Below are 19,051 nucleotides of genomic sequence, written 5' to 3' on the forward strand. Positions count from 1 at the left end.
TGTTTGATTTGTAAAGCAAGCCTACTGTAAAAGTAAATTTATGAAAAAAGTTTCCCTTGGTTTAGCCGTTCTAACCATGTTTTCCTGTAGCAGCATCACGCATAAAAGCAAAGGCAAAACGTATTTTTCCGATCTGTTAAAAGATGTGGATAAAGTACACCTGAAATTCTTCAATCATGGTGACACGCTTTCTGAAAGCATTACAGACCAATCAGAAATTAAGATATATAAAGAACTGATCAACGGTAAACGCGATCCCAAACAAAAGATCAAATGCGATTCTACCGGTCAGATCCTTTTTCTTACCGGCAATGATATTATCCTGAACGCTTATTTCTCTTCCCGCGCCTCAGGCAGTAAATACGACAAAGCCTGTGTTACCTATGCTGTTGAACCAGATAATTTCGGTACCGCATTAACACTTAGGTCGGGGCAGGATATTGATGACTATTACTTTAAGCTGCGTAGCACGGCCATCAGAATGGCACAACACTAGAAAAGTAGAATATTGAATATTTAGATATCGAATGTTGAAGTATAACAGCTTCGGCATTCGATTTTTTTTTATTTGTTTTGTTGAGTAACGGACATTTATATTTGCTCCCCTTTCCCGACTAAAGTCGGGATGCAATCCGCACGCTGCCTTTCTTTATCAGCCTCTGCTTTATTCCCATTTTAAGGGATTTCATTTTTCACTATTCGCTGATATAAAAATAGAATCAAGTATGCAACCTTTTCCAGTTGTGTGTTCCACGCTGTCGGCAACACATTTGGCTTCATTCCTGCAACAACAGTATGGCATGGGGGCAGGCACTACCTGTCGTTTATTACGGGCGGCTATCAATCATGCTTATCTGGTAACCGATGGCAACCAGAAATATGTATTCAGGATCTACAGTTATAACTGGCGGTCTGAATTGGAAATAACAGAGGAGATCGGACTGTTACGGCTATTGAAGGAAAACGATATTCCTGTATCATATGCACTGCCTGATCCGCAGGGCGATTTTATTCAACAAATTCCTGCACCGGAAGGCATGCGAATGGGGGTGTTGTTCTCTTATGCAAAAGGAGAAAAGGTCCTTAATTATTCCGCCGAACTTCATTTTAAACTGGGCGAAATAATGGCCCGCATGCATGAAGTAACGCATAATTTACCTTTTAATCGTGTGCAGTATACGCCAGCTGTATTGTTGAGCGATTCGTTTGAAAGCATGAAACCTTTCATTGATGCTGATACAGAAGAAATGAAGTGGATGAAGCAGGCGCAACAACAGTTATTACAACAGTTTAACAATGCACCCGCATTCTCATTTAGAAATGGCGTTGTTCATTTGGATATCTGGTTCGATAACCTGAATATCTACAACAATGAAGAAATAACACTCTTCGATTTTGATTTTTGTGGCACTGGCTGGTTACTGCTCGATCTTGCCTATTACCAATTACAGTTATTCAATACAGAAAAAGAACCCGGGCAATACGATTTAAAACTGAACAGTTTTTTAAAGGGATATGAGTCAATAATACCCATACCCGAAGCCGAAAAACAATTAATACCTGCGGCCAGTGTGAGTTTGTATTTCTTTTACCTTGGCGTGCAATGCCGGCGTTTCGAGAACTGGACCAACACCTTTTTGAACGAAACTTATCTAAAGCGATATATAACCGTGTTGGTAAAGAAGTTGTACGAGCATTGGCAATTGCCATCGTAATTATCGGGCTTTCGCTAATGCTTTTTTATAAGTTTCCAAACAGCGCTCGCGTGCTTTATCATGCTCAACAATGGGGGCGGGGTAACTGTCGTCTTCATACTCAGGCACCCATTTTTTAATGTAAGTATTTTGGGGATCAAACTTTTTAGTTTGTGTATAGGGGTTGAATATTCTGAAGTACGGCGCCGCATCGCAACCGCAACCAGCGGCCCATTGCCAGTTGCCATTGTTGCTGGCCAGTTCATAATCGAGCAGTTTTTCTGCGAAATAAGCTTCGCCCCAGCGCCAGTCGATCAATAAATGTTTGGCCAGAAAGGATGCGGTGATCATCCGTACCCGGTTGTGCATAAAACCAGTGGTATTTAATTCGCGCATACCCGCATCAACAATAGGGTAACCAGTGGTACCTTCGCACCAGCGGGTAAACTCCTCCTCATTATTGCGCCATTTTATAAAATCATATTCCGCCTTAAAGGCCTTACCCTGGCCCACATGCGGAAAATGCCAAAGGATCATTTGAAAGAAATCGCGCCAGATGAGTTCATTCAAAAAGGTTTCATTCAGTTTCATGGTTTTCTGCACCAGTTGCCTGATGGAGATGGTGCCAAAACGAAGGTGCACACCCAAATGACTGGTGCCTGTAATCCCCGGAATATCGCGTTGTTTATCGTAATGTTTTATAATAGCATTGTCAGGTGAATCAGCCGGAAATGCGGCATCCGTTTTTTCAAACCCGATCGCTTTTAATGAAGGGACCCGTTTGGCCGCCTGCTGATGAAAATTGCCAACATATTTTTTTACCGGATAGCTCTTTAAATAGAATTTGTTGAGTTTGGCTTTCCATTTCTTGCTGTAGGGAGTGAATATGGTGTATGGTTTTCCATCATCTTTCACCACCTCCAGCTTATCAAAGATCACCTGGTCTTTATAGGTGTGAAATGTAATAGAGTGTTCCTGTAAAAATTGAGCGATGCTGTCATCGCGTTCCCGCGCATAGGGTTCATAATCGTGATTGGTGTATACCTGCTCAATGGTATAGTGTTTTACCAGTTGTTTAAAAGCCTGAAGGGGAGTGTCGTGGTATACGATCAGGGTAGAGCCCAGCTCTTTTAATTGGTCTTGCAGCCCCGTCAATGCATCATGAATAAATTCAACCCGGCTATCTCTCTTGTCTGGTAATTGTTCCAGGATGTAGGTGTCGAATATAAAAATGGGCAATACGGGGTTATTGCTTTTCAGGGCGTGATAAAGCCCGGCATTGTCTTCTAATCTTAAATCCCTCCGGAACCAAAATATGTTTATGCTTTTGATAGTTGCTTAGTTTATACTAGGTCAAGTTATTAGGTTATTATGTCCTTAGGTTATCGGGTTATGGGTTTTAACTTAACATACAAACTCAATAACTTAAAAACCTATGAACTGCCTGTAAAGGATCGTAACCAGATTATTACTGTAAATTTTGTTCCTGAACTGTTTTACCCAACGAATGCCATACAATGCATTCGTTAAAAACACTTCATTCGCCGCTTCCAGTTCTTCCGGGGTACATATTTTTTCATGGATCGTATAACCTCCTTTCGAGAGCTCGTTCAATAAATATTGCCGCATTACACCGGCCACGCCACCTTCAGACAGTGGCGGGGTATAAATGTTGTTTTGGTGCACCCGGAATACGTTGGCAATGGTACCATCGCAAATGCGGTTATGAGTATTCAGTACCAGACAATCGTTCAGTTGGTGTTGCCGCGCATATTGGGCTGCTATAACATAGGGGAGGTAGTTGTTCGATTTTAGGTTGGACAACTGATCACAGCTCTTTTGAACACCAGGACAAACATCGATGGTTAAACCTGTTTCATTTAACAACAAGTAATCACTGGCCAGCGGTTCTGCCTGAATTATGATGGAGGCATACTGATCTTCTGTAGTGAACAGGGTGCCATTTCCCCTAAAGACGCTAAGGCGTATCCGGGCTGCGCCGGTAATAGCATTGCGCTTACACAGCTCCAAAATAACCCGGATAATATATTGGGCCGTATAATCAGCTGGTAATTGCATACCCAGTATGGTTAGCCCCCGGTTCAATCGTTCCATATGCAAAGGGAAAAGGGGCATTTCGTTCTTCACTACTTTAATAGTTTCAAAAAGCCCGTCGCCAAAACGCAGTCCTCTATTGCCGGCAGCAATAATAGGCGTTTCAGCCGGTATTACTTTGCCATTATAAAACAACCAGTTGTTCATGGGGTGAAGTTCTGCAAAGAATACAAAACGACAAAAAGGCATTGAGGCAAAAGCGAAGAGGTAAATTGAGAGTAGGCAAACGCCGCCGATTATTTACACTAATAAACAAATACCTGACAAGGATATAACAGGGACTTAACAAGGACTTTGTCCCTGTGAGGTCCTTGTGAGGTCCTTGTGAGGTCCCTGTGAGGTCCTTGTGAGGTCATAAAAATATCAGTAATGGACCCCTTGTCGGGGTTCGAACAAAAAAAATCCCCCGAAATATCGGGGGACTTCACAGACATTTTGACTGATGTGACTGTTCTAATTCATTCTTTAAAGGGAGGATCACACGTTCTGGTCAATAATACCATTTTTTACCGCATACATAACCAGTCCGGCCATTGACTTGGCGCCGGTCTTGGTTTTGAGTTTATCGCGGATAGCTTCTACGGTCCGGGGGCTGATTTCAACAATATCAGCGATTTCCTTGGTCGTTTTCTCTTCGCACATAAGTTTCAAAACCCGGATTTCTTTTTCGGAAAGATTTACGTCCTGGGGGCCGGCAATATCGGTGCGTTTTGTACGCAAGCCAGTAAGCAGGGCCTTGTTGGTGAGCTCATTAAAAAAGAATTCCTGTTCGTAGCAGGTTCTAATGGCCTGGTAAATGGTTTCTGAATCAGAGTTCTTGGTGAGGTAAGAGTTAGCGCCGATTTCCATGAGTTTGCTGATCATTGAATGATCGTTGTGCATGGAAAGAATGATAACTTTTGCTTCTGGCCGAAGTTTACGAATCTCAGGCAGGGTTTGGATGCCATCCATAATAGGCATCTGAATGTCCAGCAAAATGATGTCTGGTTCAATGTGTCTGAGCAGGTTTAAGAGTTGCATGCCATTGTCGGCTTCGGCAATTAACTCTACATCCCTTTTAGCAGCGAGGGCTGTACGAACGCCGGCCCTGAAAAGGGCATGGTCGTCTGCAATGGCTACTTTAATAACGCCTTCGGTGTCAGGTTTTTTCATGCGGGTTGTATTGTTTTATATAAGATAAGGGATCCTAAAAAATGTCGGATTACACGACATCCAAATTTGGCCCTAAAGTCTTAAATTTTCGTGACAAATACTATAGCATTTTTACGAAATTATATTATTTCGGAATATACTTAAAACAATTTAAAAGGTAAGATTACGATGCCCAGGTGGTTATCATACTCCGTGAGTATGTGAATATTACTAATTTAGGGGGTAAAAACCGAATAAATAAAATAGGGCAATATTGCTCTTTTCCACATTCTTGTTATCTACTATTTTTGGTACCAAGTTGATTGACGAGGATTGGCAACCTCGTATCGTCCAGAGTCCTTAGTTTCAACCGTCCAAAAGTCATTTCCAATATCTAATGAATACCGGTGAAATCCAATGTCAATCAACTTCTTTTTCGCCTTTTACTTTTTAGTCAATATACTGTCCCTGTAAAAACACGTACATCCATTCCCGGCATCATCTGTAAACCTTTGAAAACAGCGTACCCACATCAATACCTGGAAAGGCCTGGCTGTTTTGGCTCGTATTAATCCCTAGCTTATGGATTCTTTTTCAGAGCGCCATTGTTCAATAACCTTATGCTCCTCTGAAAGTATTTAAACGTTGTTGGTTAGAGCTGTGTGTAAATTTCTTATGCCTGCTTTTTTTACGTGCTTCGCGGTACGGCAATAAAAGGCAGGCATTTTTTGCCCCCTGAAGGGAATTTTCTCGTTTTGGGACGAATGTGGAAAAGGCTGTCCCCGCCAAAAAACCAAATCAAGGTAGTTTCCTTCACACCTATTGCCCAAATCTACACGTCTATTGGCAAAACTGCACGAATATCAAGTTAGTGTGATATGATACAATCTTCACGTATCTCTCCCGTTTAAGGGCTTCAAAATTTTGCTATTTAAAGTCCTATTATTTATGAAGAAGTTTTACCTGCTCTCTTTTGTTTGCCTCTAGTTTGTTGTGGCCTGTAAAAAAGGTGATTCAAATGACAACAACAATAATAATCTTTATTTCTCTGCTGACCTGGATGGAGTACACACTGATTTTAAAGGAAGGCTGATAGCCGACACCAGTTACCCAAAAGAACTGCATATTTCTGGTTTCAAAGATTCAAATTCTGTTAGCCGTATCTGGTTCAACGTGGAAGGATTGACAGCCGGAACTTATAAGCAAGCCAGTTATGATGTTACTTTTGGCTATTATGCTGTCCCTAAAGCTTATTTGAATGTAAGCAGTGATGCTGTTGTTACTATTACTTCTAAAACCAGCACTACAGTAACGGGAACATTTTCCGGAACTGCAGAATACCAGGAGCGTCAGATGATAGGCCTCGAAACCAAATGGGTTACTACAAGTACCGTTAAAATTACCAATGGTAAGTTCAATGTGAAGATCGAAAAGGAATAATTTGTTGTATTTATCAGCGATGCACGGTTTGTGAATGTTTGCAAACCGTGCATTGTTTTTACTGGCCGCTTCCCAATTGCGCCTGCATTCTTTTTACCCTGTCTTCCAGTTTTTCCGATGTGAGATTTTCGCGCATGCTGTCTACTTTTATCGGAAAACAGAATGGGGTTAACTGCTGCGGAAATGTAATGATAATAGTAGATCGTTGTATCCTTTCCAACATGTTGCGCAGCCGTACTTCTTCCATCTGCTGATCGAAAACTTCCTGATAAGATTGTCTTAATAGTAAATTGCCCGGCTCGTATTCTGAAAATACATTGAATAATAACGATGCAGATGATTGTAAATGTCTTGCTTTCTTTTTCTCGCCGGGATAACCCTGAAATATCAACCCGCCAATAACGGCAATATCGCGGAATTTTCGTTTTGCCATCTCTGTTGCATTCACACTTCGCTGAATATCAGCCAGTAAATTGGTTGCGTTGAACAGCTCATAAACATTGGTGTCGTCAACTGGTATGGGTTGATCGCTTAATAGTTCAAACCCATAGTCATTCATAGCAAAAGAAAACGTAATGGGAGTTATTTTGCTGATGCGCCAGGCCAGAATGGCTGCCATGGCTTCATGTACCAACCGCCCTTCGAATGGATACACAAAAAGATGGTACCCATCTTTGGTTTCTATATGTTCTATCAATAATTCATTTGCACCGGGAACGTGGGAGAGGGTCTCCTGTAATTTGAACAGTGGTTCAAGGACCTGTAATTCTATATCCGGCAATCGTGAATCGGCAATCGGCAATGTATCTCCGATTTTCCTACCTCTTACTTCTGACTTCAGGAGTCTGTCTGCCTTTTCCCCGTTGCCTATTGCCCACTGCCCATTGCCTAATGTCTTTTCCTCTTTGCCTTCTGCCGTCTGCCGTTTGCCAGCCTGTCCCGACTTGTCGGGATTTTCCCCATTGCCTATTGCCAATTGCCCATTGCCTTTTACTTGTATATCTCTTGCCTCCTCAAACTTCTCCCGCAACTTCTTACCCAAATTGGCACTCAGGGGCATGCGGCCACCCTGCCAGCTGGGCACGATCGATTTTTTTGAATTTGATTTTCGCACCAGGGCCGTCATATCCTTAATGGTTACCAGCTCCAGGTTACGGCCTGCCAGTGTAAACACTTCACCGGGCGATAGCCGCGTAATGAACCATTCTTCTATGACACCAATAAATCCGCCGCTCACAAACTTCACTTTCATCATGGCCTCGCTTACGATAGTGCCTATATGCATGCGATGCCGCATGGCTATACGGCGGCTGGTAATGCGGAACACATCATCTATGACCTCTACTTTTTTATATTCATCATATTGCTGTAATGCGTTGCCGCCAGAAGTAATAAATTCCAGAATGGCCATCCACTCATTGTCGGTCATATCGCGATAACAATAGGTTGACCTGATCTCTTTTAAAAGCGGTTCCGGTAAAAAGCCATCTGAAATGGCCAGGGTGCTCAGGTATTGGATCAACACATCGAAACACAACAACATCGGTTCCTTGCTTTCGATAAATGTTTCTTCCACCGCATTCTTTAGTGCAGCAGCTTCTACCAACTCCAGCGAATGGGTGGGCAGAAAATAGATCTTGCTCACATCGCCCGGACTGTGACCGCTGCGGCCGGCGCGTTGTAAAAAACGGGCAACGCCTTTGGGGGAACCAACCTGTATAACGGTTTCAACAGGACGAAAATCAACACCCAGGTCAAGACTGGCAGTACATACCACGGCTTTCAGGCGGCCGGTATGTAATGCTTCTTCTACCCAAATACGTAACTCCTGTTCAATACTGCCATGGTGTAGGGCAATAGCGCCTGCCAGCTCGGGGGCCACAGTTAACAAGGCCTGGTACCACTGTTCACTCATACCACGGGTATTGATGAAGATCAGGGTAGTGCGGCTTTTGTTCAAAATGGGCAATACTTTATGTATGAGTTTCAGACCCAGGTGCCCGGCCCAGGGATATTTTTCAATTTCGTCGGGAATAATGGATTCAATAACCACGTCTTTGCGAATGTTCGCTTTAACGATAGCCGCCTTTGGCAAGTCTTCATCGGCCGAAGGGGTATTATAAACAGGAGATAATAATACATCTTTGGCCTGTTCAAGATTACCAATAGTGGCGGAGATGCCCCATACACGGAGTGCATTTCGAAGGCCAACCAATCTTGAAACGGCCAGCTCAACCTGAACACCCCTTTTAGAGCCGATCAATTCATGCCATTCGTCAACGGCCATGATCTGCAGGGTTTCAAAAACAGCAGGATAGCCTTTTTGCGCCAGTAACAGGTGCAGGCTTTCCGGTGTAATGATCAGTACCTCGGGCATGCGACGTTTTTGTCGTTGCCGTTCGTTAATATCGGTATCTCCGTTGCGGATGCCTACTTTCCATTGCATATTCAGCTCCCTGATCACTTCTTCCATGGCCCGGCCAATGTCTTTGGCCAGCGCCCGTAAGGGAGTGATCCACAACAGTTGTAACCCATTATTTGCTTGCGATTGCCAATTGTCGGGATGGTGATTGATAAAATCGATAAGTGCGCCCAAAAAAACAGAAAACGTTTTTCCACAGCCAGTGGGGGCGTTCACCAATCCGCTTTTACCATTAATAATATGTTGCCAGGTTTCTTCCTGAAAAGTAAACGGATGGTGGTCTTTATTTGCCAGCCAGTTATTGATGATCGTGTATCCGGTAGATGTTTGAAGCCTCATAACACATGGCAGGGGATGGTTCCCGAATGCCTTTTCCTTTGGGGGGTAATTTAATGAATTTTTGGGCTCGCCCGGATCTCCGGACAAACAGAAGGTTATTATTCAAGAGCTTTTAACTTATTCCCTCATTTGGAAAAGTTTTCCGGTATAGGGAAAGGAATAGTGTTTGGACTTTGTTCTCTTCCATTGATAAAAGCAATTCTGTAAAAACTTAATACAGTGATAAGTGTGCCAGGTACAGATACTTAAATATGGTATATAAGCATAAACCATTAAATGGGCCTGGTCTTTTATTATCTGGCCTGTATTTGGGAATTGCTTACGCGCACAACCCAACCCCTCGATCCGCATGAAACCTGAATTTCGTACCCATACCAATATCCGTTGGATATTGGTGCTACTATGGGTGGTATGCTCCACCCGGGCTGTAAAAGCCCAATGTCCTGCAGGCAGTACACTCAATACTGCCCGTACCTATTCCAGTGGGGAAACAGTTTGTATAACTACCGCTTTTTCAGGAAACATTACATTGAACAATGGGGCCACCATGGTAATAATCAGTGGAGGTAATTACACCGGTAACCTGGATGCAAAAAAAGGTTCTACAGTTACCGTACAGTTGGGCGGCACTTTTGCACCCAGCAACGCTAATAATTTTGCCGGCGCGCTTGCTAATAATGGTACGGTGAGCGGGAGTATTTCTGTGGACGATGGCGCTTCTGTTACCAATAACGGCAGTTTTACCTGGGGGGCCAGTTGGAACCAGAATAAAGCGCTCACGGTGACGAACACCGGATGTGGCACCATGACGTTCAGTCAAAACACGAATGTGAAGGATAATGCGCAAATTCTGAACAGTGGGGTGTTGAATTTTGCACAAGGGCTCACTACTGATAATGGCACTACTATCAAAAACTGGGGAAGAATAACTTTTTCCGGCGATATTAATATCGGTGGTTCATTTGAAAATCAGAATAAGGCCATTATTAAAGGCTCCAATAATACCATCAGCAGTAATAAAACAGGTGATTCGTTGATCAATACCGGAATGATCACTGTGTCTGGCGGACTTACTTCTTCTACCCGCACCCGTAACGAAGGGTTACTCGTGGTTGGGGGATCGTACTCCATCAACGGCGAGAGTTTCAGGATCAATAACAGTAATGCCTATGTTAGGGTTGCCGGCTCATTGAGTAATAATGGCCAGATACAAGGCAATGGCAGTTTGTATGTAGTTGCCGGCATTGTAAATAATCAGACTATCAGTGGAAATGGCCCGGCCGCCATGCTTACAGTAAACCAGTCATCAGTACCGGGGACAGTATTTGCGCTGAATTATAATACTGGTCTGGTCTCGAAGGATACGAATAATTATACGCCAACCATGTCGAGCCCGGCTTCGTGTTCGGTACTGGCGGAGCAATTGTCTTCGTTACAGGCTGTATATAATAATGGGCAGGTTCAATTGAACTGGTGGGCTTATGCACAAGCCAATGCACGCTCCTTTACCATTGAATATAGCCTAGATGGCAGTTCGTTTAACCCAGCCGGGAAAATGGCAGCTGCTTACACTACCAATGCACCCACCCCTTATTCATATGTAGATACCCCGGGTGTTACGGGAACGGTTTATTACCGGGTACGCGAAACAGGGTTAAATGGGAATTACTATTATAGCAATATTGTTGTAATAAAAATCGGGAATACGTTACCGGTAAATACAGCTGTATTCCCCAATCCGTTTAAAGATCTTCTGCAAATTAGTATGCAACTGGAGAAAGCCGGAGTGATTCAGGTAGCGCTGTTCGATGCGAGTGGCAGATTGGTAAAGAAGGTTCAACAGCAAGGACTGTTGGGCAGAAATACCATTGTTATGAGTAATTTGACAGCGCTGCTCCCCGGTATTTATCTGGTGCAGGTAAAAGCAGACAAACATACTTCTTTCGAGAAACTGATTAAATGATGTTACACGAGGGTTATTTTGCACATCAGGCCCCGCTTCGGCGGGGTTTGCTTTTTTAAGGCAAACGGCAGAAGGTAGACGGAAAACCCTCGTCGCGGCAATGGGCAGTAGGCAATGGGTAAAAGGCAGGTTCGCGCTATGCGCTCACATTGTACGTCGCACTTCAATCTTCATACACCACTCACTTCAAGTATCCAGCTTCTGCTTTCACGTTTCACGCTCGCTTACTTCCTAAGTCCTCACTCACTACGGAGTGACTTACTGTTAACTCAAGAACTTAATAATTTACGAACTAAAAAACGGAAGCCTGGAACCCAAAGTACAGCACATTAAATAAGAACCTGTCTTTATTAACTCAAAGAGTCTTTAAATACTCCAGCACCGCTTTCTTTTCCTTCGCAGTCAGCCTGTCACCAAAGGTGTGACCATAGTTGCCATAACCAGGTTGTTCGGTATTGTAAGTGAATTTATCGAGCGCTTTTTGTTCTTTAGTGTATTTCCAGCCTACTTTTTCGTAATCGTAAACTGGTTGGTCGAAATCGCGGCTCCAGTAAGTGGGGCGAAGATCGCTGTCGAGCAATGCTTCTAACGTTGGTATAGAACCGTTATGCAAATAGGGCGCTGTTACCCAAATGCCATCGAGCGGCGGCGCAATATAACCCATAAAAGGCTCCAGTCGGGCCGGGTGATCACCCGTTGTGAACCAGCTTTTATTGAACCAGTTAACAAACTGGGGACTGGAATAATTGCTCTTGCATAATAGTGAGTCTGTTTGGATCACTGTTTCGGGGATCAGCAGGTTGGGGTATTTTTCAGTAGCCCCATAGGTGCCATGACAGCCGGAACATTTTTTATTAAAGACCTTTTCTCCTTCTGTGGCCAGCGCATTATCAATAGTGCCGGGATATTTGGGCGGTTCCAATGAATAAATATATGCAAGCAGGTCGGGCATATGTGAATCTACCTCTGCCGATTCAGCCGTATCATTTACGGTGAGCAGGTTGGAGGCCATCAGGAAACGACCAAAATCACCACGGCCAAATCCATTATAGAACATGGCATTCTTTTTCTTCAGTAACCACCATGGTGGTACATCGGAAGGGATAACGCCTTCGGGTATATCTAACTGGGCTTCGGTGTTCCATTTAAATGTGATGGGGTCGCGATGTGCTACAAGTACTGCTGCCAGCCGATCGGCTGTATTCACTCCCCTGGTATTAACAATAAGGTAGGGGGTGATGGCTTCAGCTACATCCAGAAACGGCTTGGCCGCTTTGTATCTATTGGGGGCCGTGAGCTTTAACAGACTCTCTACTGCCCGCAGGTTTTTTACATTCAGTTTTTCATTATGGGTAAAATCAATAAAAGTGTTACCCAGTCCCATCACCAGTTTACCATCAAACACCTGTGCATGGCATTGCATACAATTAGGCGCCACCAGTACTTCGCCATTGGCGGCGGTAACCGTGTTGTATTCGTGAGAGATATCGGCATTGTTACCCGTGCGTTGCAGATAATTGGTTTTGCTTTTGCCTACGCCCATCAACCAGGTCTTGTAGGGAATACCGCCTTTTACATACTCGCCGGTAGTTAAGTACTCATACCCCCTCTGCACATCGCCTCCTGTGCGTTGCACGCTTGGCGGAACCGGAACTGGTTCATATTCGCCACTGGTTATCACACCGGTAAAGGCTACGCCACTGATCACAATAAGACACAGGACCATCCATTTTTTCATGCGCTGGGATTATTCCTCTAAGTTACGAAGGAAGTTCTAAGTTGTTTGTTATAAAGGAAAGTTGCCTAAGTGGTTGGAAGCGGCCAGTTTGTAAGTTATTTAGTTTGTTAGTTATTTAGTTCTGGTGTTTGAAGATGTTCAGACTGATTGAAATAAATGAACTAAATAACTCAAGAACTAACGAATTTAATAACCCGTATTTATTTCCCATAAAGTTCCAACATTTGTTTCAGGTCTTCTAAAGTATTGATATCGTTAGGTAATTTATCCGTTCTCCAGCGGCTGATGCGGGGAAAGCGAAGGGCTACACCCGATTTATGCCGGTTACTGGCAGCTATTCCTTCAAAAGCAATTTCAAATACCAGTTCAGGTTTTACCGTACGTACCGGTCCGAATTTTTCGAGGGAATTCTTTTTTACAAAGGCATCTACCTGGGCAAATTCTTTATCGGTCAATCCGGAATACGCTTTGGTAAAAGGAACCAGTTTGTCACCATCCTTTACGGCAAATGTATAATCGGTGTACAGATTACTTCGACGGCCGGTGCCTTTTTGTGCATATATCATTACTGCATCGATGGTGAGCGGGTCTATTTTCCACTTCCACCAATCGCCCCGTTTACGCCCCACCTGGTAGGCAGAGGATCTTCGTTTTAACATCAATCCTTCACTGTTGAGACTGCGGCTTTGTTCGCGAATAGTGGTCAGTTCTTCCCAATTGTTGAACGTAACCATGGGGGATAATTGCAACCAGGATAGTTGCAGGGATGCTACCAGTTTTTCCAGTGCTGCCCGCCGTTCTGACAATGCCCAGTGCCTGATTTCTTCGCCATTTAGTTCAAGCAGGTCGTAGGCAAAGAAACCCACCGGTGCTTCCTGTAAATTCTTTTTAGTAATGTTCTTTCTGCCAATTCGGGTTTGCAGCACATTGAAATTAAGTACCTGTCCATCGTTGTAGGGTAATATCTCACCGTCTAATACAATGCCGTTGTCGAGTTTGCTTTGCAGAATAGTATACTCGGGGAATTTATCAGTAATAAGGTCTTCACCCCGGCTCCATACAAATAGCTGGTCATTGCGTTTTATGATCTGTCCGCGAATGCCATCCCATTTCCATTCGGCCTGCCAGTCTGTTGGTTCACCCAGGTCTTGCAATGGACCTTCCAGCGCATACGCCAGGTAGAAAGGATAGGGTTTTGAAAAATCAGTTTGGGTTGACTGCTCGCTAAGTAACTGTTCAAAGGAGGTAGTGGCGGGGGCCCAGTTGCCGCTGATGCGATGTGCAATAATATTGGGTTCCAGCTGAACGGTGCGGGCCAGGGCATTCACCATTAATTTTTGCGATACCCCTACTCTGAAAGTCCCGGATAGCAATTTATTGAATACAAATCGTTCCTGGCTGCTTAGTTCCTGCCACGATTGCAGGATAAATGTTTTCTTTTCCTGTTCGGTGCCTTTTTCCAGTTGTTGGAATTGTTCTACATAGTAATGTAATGAATGGCTGGCCTTATAGGTGGACGAATCTTTATTGTCAGGAATTAGTAAGGCAATGGTTTCCGAAAGATCGCCTACGGTATGATAACATTCCTGGAAGAGCCAGACAGGCAGCTCAACTAATTCGCAACACCATGCTGTCAGCTGGGTGCCGTTAACGGTACGGCGTGGCCGGCGACCGCTGAACAGGGCAATCACCCACACTTTATCTTTTTCATTGGCGTGAGAAAAATACGTTGATAATGCTTGTAGCTTATCATTTGTTTTTGTGCTGGTGCCCAGGGAGAAAATGAGCGCGGCGAATTCCGCCATGCCTCCGGCCCTCCCGACTTGTGGGGAGAGGGAAGGATTCTCCTGTTTAATATCGTTATCGTGTTCTGCCATTAAGCTCTTTTACTGCGCTGCTTCGGGAGTTGGGGTGGAAGCCTCTTCATCTTCTGTTCCAAATTCTGTTTTTACTTCCGAGGCGTCGATGCCTATTTCATTCAGGTAGCGGCTAAAGACTGATTGAAATCCATGCGTGATGTACACCTTTTGCGCGCCGGTATCTTTTATGGCCTGTAACAACCCTGGCCAATCGGCATGATCACTGAGTGCAAAACCTGCATCTGCATTTCTGCGGCGCTGATTGCCACGCACCTGCATCCAGCCACTACAGATACCGGTACTGGACGGTGAAAACCGACGCATCCATGCACTTCCATCGGCTGATGGCGGTGCAATGATCACACTGCCTTTAAATGCTTCTTTGGGTGTTTCGGGTGTAATGCGGTTCACTGCTGGCAATTTAAAACCTGCCTGAAGCAACGTCTCCTGTACGTTCCAGATGGCCCCATGGACATAAATATTGCCTGTCACTTCTTCCAAAGCCTGTAATACCCGTTGTGCTTTTCCCAGGCTGTATCCGATCAAAACCGATGTTTTGCCGGCCACTTCATTGCTGCGCACCCAGTTTTGTATGTCGTGATATATTTCGTGTTGCGGTTTCCAGTTGTATATAGGTAACCCAAATGTTGATTCAGAAATAAACGTATGACAGGGGATTGGTTCAAATACACCACTTATCCCATCCGGTTCCGTTTTATAATCGCCGCTTACTACCCATACTTCGCCTTTATATTCTATTCTAACCTGGGAAGAACCGATGATATGTCCGGCCGGATGCAGCGATACCGTTACTCCATTCAGATTTATCTTTTCACCCCATTCAACAGTTTGATAATTGTAAGGGCCCAGGCGCAATTTTAATAAGGGCAGGGTATCACGGTGGCAGAGGTACGACTGGCTGCCGGGGCGGGCATGATCGCTGTGGGCATGGGTGATCACGGCTTTGTCAACCGGTTGCCAGGGATCAATATAGAAGTTGCCCTGTGCACAGAAGATACCTTTGTCTGTAAAAGAAATTAAAGGCATAGAAAGCCTGTTTCAGGTTACAAGTTACGGGTTTCAGAAGGAACCGTTTTAGACAGGCTATGTACAAAAAAAGATGTGCCACGTCTTTTACAACGTGGCACAATTAAATATTTGAACAGTGAACTGTGAACTAATAAACTGTCTTCACTACTCCGTCAACTTTCTTCACAAAATATAATTTCTTGTTCTCGAAATAGTCAAGTGTCATGGTGGCCCTGTTGAGCACTGGTTGAATATCGAAATCGCCAAAGAGCATATATTTTTTATCGCTCATGCTCGATCCCAGGTTCTTACCATACAATGTCAATAAATGGCCAAAGTGATAGAGGGTCTCAAAACCACGGTACACCATATCCGATGGACGGGAATAGAAAGTGTTTTTGAAATTTTCCTGCACGGTAGTCGCCAGTTTATTGGTGGCAGGTACATAAAATGCGGTGCTGTATACTATCTCTAAATTCTTGTATTGCGATTTTTCAAAATCGATCACGTCCCAGTTGGGCATGCCAATTATTACATTCGGATTGCTGGCATCGCTCAATAATGCCAATTGCTGGCAAAGTGTTTGACCGAAATTTACATCCAGGCTGCCGGCCACACAAATGGTTTTATTGTCGCCGGTTACATAAGGTTGCAATTTGTCCTGTGTGAAATTACTTTCGAGGGTAACGTATTTCAACTTCAATTTTACAGCAGTCGATTTCTCAAACTCCGTAAAATAATTCTTTATCCGATCGTCATCACCTTTCTTCTTAAATACAACTATATCAGATAACGAATAATTCTTTTGCAGGAAACGGTAAATACCAATGCAATGCGTAAGCAGGGTAGGGTTCAGAATAACATAATGCGGATTGTTCTGAATGCCTGCATCGTTGGGATAATTGGCATTGATAAAAGGAATATCCATGATGGCCGCTATACTGGCCAGTTTTACCGCTTCATTTGCGGCAACCTGTCCAATGATAAGGTCCATTGTTTTAAATTCTTCACTGGCCAGCAGGGAATCCATTTGCTGTTGTGAGGCTTTGATATCATACACATGAATATCCAATTGAATACCTTCTTTTTGTAAGGAGTCGATGGCCAGTTCAGCCCCTTCCCAGAATTCCAATCCTGCGCTTGACTGTTTGGGGAAGGTTTTGGCATCGTACCGGTAATTGCCGGTGTTGTCGAATGCCGAGTCAAGGAACAAAGGAGTAAAGATCGCAATTTGTTGGCGGCCGGAATCTGGTTGTGGCGCCAGTGCCGATGGCAGTGGCTGCGTAGGTGGTGTTTGACTACCAGTTGGTGCTGGCGTTATTTGTGCAAGAACCGGCGCTACCCAGGCCATGGCAAGGCATGAAAATAATAATACGAACCATTTTTTCGTCATAGGGAATTCTTTATTGACTGAGTGTTGAGTTGTCCTATTGTTATTCATACCTCACAAAATTCGGGTCATTGCGCCTTCGCGAAGCTTCGGCGAAACACAGCTGGTCACCTGTTGCCAGTTCCCCGGAAACCGGAAAACTGGCAATTGGTAACCTGATAGAGACGTTTACTCCCATTCTATCGTTGCAGGTGGTTTACTGCTGATGTCGTATACCACCCGGTTGATGCCTCTAACGTTATTAATAATATCAGTCGAAATATGTGCCAAAAATTCATAAGGAAGGTGGGCCCAGTCGGCGGTCATGCCATCAACAGAGGTCACGGCCCGTAACGCCACGGTGAATTCATATGTTCTTTCATCACCCATAACTCCCACACTCTTAACCGGTAGTAAAATGGCGCCTGCCTGCCATACCTGATCGTACAATTTATGTTCTTTCAAACCTTGTATATAGCGATGGTCGGCGTCCTGTAATAATTGCACCTTGTCGGGGGTAATTTCACCCAGGATGCGAATGGCCAAACCGGGTCCGGGGAAGGGGTGACGATTTAACAAATCGCTTGGAATTCCCAGTTCAGCACCTACGCGGCGTACCTCGTCTTTAAAGAGGAACCGCAGGGGTTCAACCAGTTCCAGGTGCATGATATCGGGTAAACCGCCCACATTATGGTGCGATTTAATGGTTACCGATGGCCCATGTACCGATACGCTTTCGATTACATCGGGGTAAATAGTACCCTGGCCTAACATTTCAACACCTTCAAATGCCTTTGCTTCCTGCTGAAACACTTCAATAAACAGGCGGCCGATGGTTTTACGTTTGGCTTCGGGGTCGGTTTTACCTTTCAGCTCATCGTAAAACAATTGTTTGGCATTTACGCCTTTTACGTTAAGGCCAATAGTATTATAAGTCTCCAGTACCTGCTCATATTCATTTTTACGCAACACGCCGTTGTCTACAAAAATGCCGTACAGGTTTTTGCCAATGGCTCTGTGGATCAATGTTGCAGCAACGGTAGAATCAACCCCGCCGCTCAGGGCCATGATCACTTTGCGGTCGCCGATCTGTTTTTTCAGGTCGTTCACCGTATCGGTGATAAAGTGAGCGGGCGTCCAGTCTTGTTTAACGCCGCAGATATTTACGAGGAAGTTTTTGATCATTTTTTTCCCTTCCACTGAGTGGTACACTTCGGGGTGGAATTGTACGCAGTACAGGGGATTGCCCTCGCTGGTCTTTTTAAAGGCGGCAAAGGGGATGCCGTCGGTAGTGGCCAACACGTTGAACCCGGCAGGTAATTGCAGAACGGAGTCGCTATGGCTCATCCAAACCTGCGATTGCTCCATTACACCTTCCAGCAATACGTCTTCGGTTTGTTTGTGCATCAAGGCACGACCGTACTCGCGTTTGTTACTTTTGGCAACCTGACCGCCAAATTGTTTGGCAGTTAACTGGGCGCCATAGCAAACACCCAACACAGGCAGTTGCTGGTTCAGGGCTTTTACATCTACTTCCGGGGCATTGACGTCGTTCACAGAAAAGGGCGAACCCGACAGGATTATACCTTTCAGTGAAGGATCAAATTCAACTTTTTTGTGATAGGGAATTATTTCGCAATACACATTGGCCTCCCGGACGGCCCTGGCAATCAATTGAGTATACTGACTGCCGAAATCGAGAATAAGAATCTTTTCCGTCATGGTGGTGCGAAGGTAAGAAAATACAGCTACAAGCCATAAACCTCAAGCTACAAGCGCTTTAGGTTTCCGGAATGTTCCTAACCGGTGCGGCTGGACCGGAAACAGGTACATGACCCTGAATTACAATAAATCCTTATTCGTCAACCAATTACTGTAACATTTTGGCGCGTATTGCGTCAAATGCTATAAAAACCGGGTATCTTGTATTCTTCTTTTAAAACTAAACCTAC

13 protein-coding genes are annotated in these 19,051 nt (G+C 44.3%); 4 read left to right on the forward strand and 9 right to left on the reverse strand.

The window, feature by feature from the left end; genetic code table 11:
• Positions 1–40 precede the first annotated feature (40 nt).
• A complete protein-coding gene (locus J7I42_RS14445) occupies positions 41–496 on the forward strand; it encodes a hypothetical protein (protein ID WP_209139531.1) in 456 nt (151 codons plus the stop codon).
• A gap of 229 nt (positions 497–725) precedes the next feature.
• Positions 726–1,715 carry a phosphotransferase enzyme family protein gene (locus J7I42_RS14450; RefSeq protein ID WP_209139532.1) on the forward strand — a complete coding sequence of 330 codons (990 nt, stop codon included), beginning with the start codon at positions 726–728 and terminating at the stop codon, positions 1,713–1,715.
• On the opposite strand, the gene J7I42_RS35590 is transcribed toward J7I42_RS14450, so the two are convergent.
• From J7I42_RS35590 to J7I42_RS14465, 3 genes are all read right to left on the reverse strand, one after another.
• Positions 1,716–3,026 (reverse strand): cryptochrome/photolyase family protein, encoded by a 1,311-nt coding sequence (locus tag J7I42_RS35590; RefSeq protein ID WP_317196246.1) that lies wholly within the window; start codon positions 3,024–3,026, stop codon positions 1,716–1,718. It lies immediately after the preceding gene.
• Positions 3,027–3,119: 93 nt separating this feature from the next.
• Positions 3,120–3,956 (reverse strand): aminotransferase class IV, encoded by an 837-nt coding sequence (locus J7I42_RS14460; protein ID WP_209139534.1) that lies wholly within the window; start codon positions 3,954–3,956, stop codon positions 3,120–3,122.
• A 330-nt stretch (positions 3,957–4,286) separates the two neighbouring features.
• Positions 4,287–4,961, reverse strand: coding sequence for a response regulator transcription factor (locus J7I42_RS14465; protein WP_209139535.1), 675 nt, complete (start codon positions 4,959–4,961; stop codon positions 4,287–4,289).
• Between the two features lie 972 nt (positions 4,962–5,933).
• Between J7I42_RS14465 and J7I42_RS14470 the strand changes: the two genes are divergently transcribed.
• On the forward strand, positions 5,934–6,380 hold the full coding sequence (locus J7I42_RS14470; RefSeq protein WP_209139536.1) for a hypothetical protein: 447 nt from the start codon (positions 5,934–5,936) through the stop codon (positions 6,378–6,380).
• A 58-nt stretch (positions 6,381–6,438) separates the two neighbouring features.
• On the opposite strand, the gene J7I42_RS14475 is transcribed toward J7I42_RS14470, so the two are convergent.
• The gene (locus J7I42_RS14475; RefSeq protein WP_209139537.1) at positions 6,439–9,141 is read right to left on the reverse strand and encodes a ligase-associated DNA damage response DEXH box helicase; all 2,703 of its coding nucleotides are present in this window, start codon (positions 9,139–9,141) and stop codon (positions 6,439–6,441) included.
• Between the two features lie 349 nt (positions 9,142–9,490).
• Here J7I42_RS14475 and J7I42_RS14480 point away from each other — a divergent pair, with 349 nt between their 5' ends.
• On the forward strand, positions 9,491–11,104 hold the full coding sequence (locus J7I42_RS14480; protein WP_209139538.1) for a T9SS type A sorting domain-containing protein: 1,614 nt from the start codon (positions 9,491–9,493) through the stop codon (positions 11,102–11,104).
• A 355-nt stretch (positions 11,105–11,459) separates the two neighbouring features.
• Here the strand turns inward: J7I42_RS14480 and J7I42_RS14485 are convergent, their stop codons facing one another.
• From J7I42_RS14485 to guaA, 5 genes are all read right to left on the reverse strand, one after another.
• A complete protein-coding gene (locus J7I42_RS14485) occupies positions 11,460–12,842 on the reverse strand; it encodes a c-type cytochrome (protein ID WP_209139539.1) in 1,383 nt (460 codons plus the stop codon).
• Positions 12,843–13,042: 200 nt separating this feature from the next.
• The gene (locus tag J7I42_RS14490) at positions 13,043–14,719 is read right to left on the reverse strand and encodes an ATP-dependent DNA ligase (RefSeq protein ID WP_209139540.1); all 1,677 of its coding nucleotides are present in this window, start codon (positions 14,717–14,719) and stop codon (positions 13,043–13,045) included.
• A gap of 9 nt (positions 14,720–14,728) precedes the next feature.
• On the reverse strand, positions 14,729–15,748 hold the full coding sequence (locus tag J7I42_RS14495) for a ligase-associated DNA damage response exonuclease (RefSeq protein WP_209139541.1): 1,020 nt from the start codon (positions 15,746–15,748) through the stop codon (positions 14,729–14,731).
• A gap of 130 nt (positions 15,749–15,878) precedes the next feature.
• Positions 15,879–17,123, reverse strand: coding sequence for a type 1 periplasmic-binding domain-containing protein (locus J7I42_RS14500; protein WP_209139542.1), 1,245 nt, complete (start codon positions 17,121–17,123; stop codon positions 15,879–15,881).
• Between the two features lie 165 nt (positions 17,124–17,288).
• Positions 17,289–18,821, reverse strand: coding sequence for a glutamine-hydrolyzing GMP synthase (guaA, locus tag J7I42_RS14505; protein ID WP_209139543.1), 1,533 nt, complete (start codon positions 18,819–18,821; stop codon positions 17,289–17,291).
• Positions 18,822–19,051 lie beyond the last annotated feature (230 nt).

The sequence above is a fragment of the Niastella soli genome (assembly GCF_017742245.1).
Lineage (GTDB): Bacteria > Bacteroidota > Bacteroidia > Chitinophagales > Chitinophagaceae > Niastella > Niastella soli.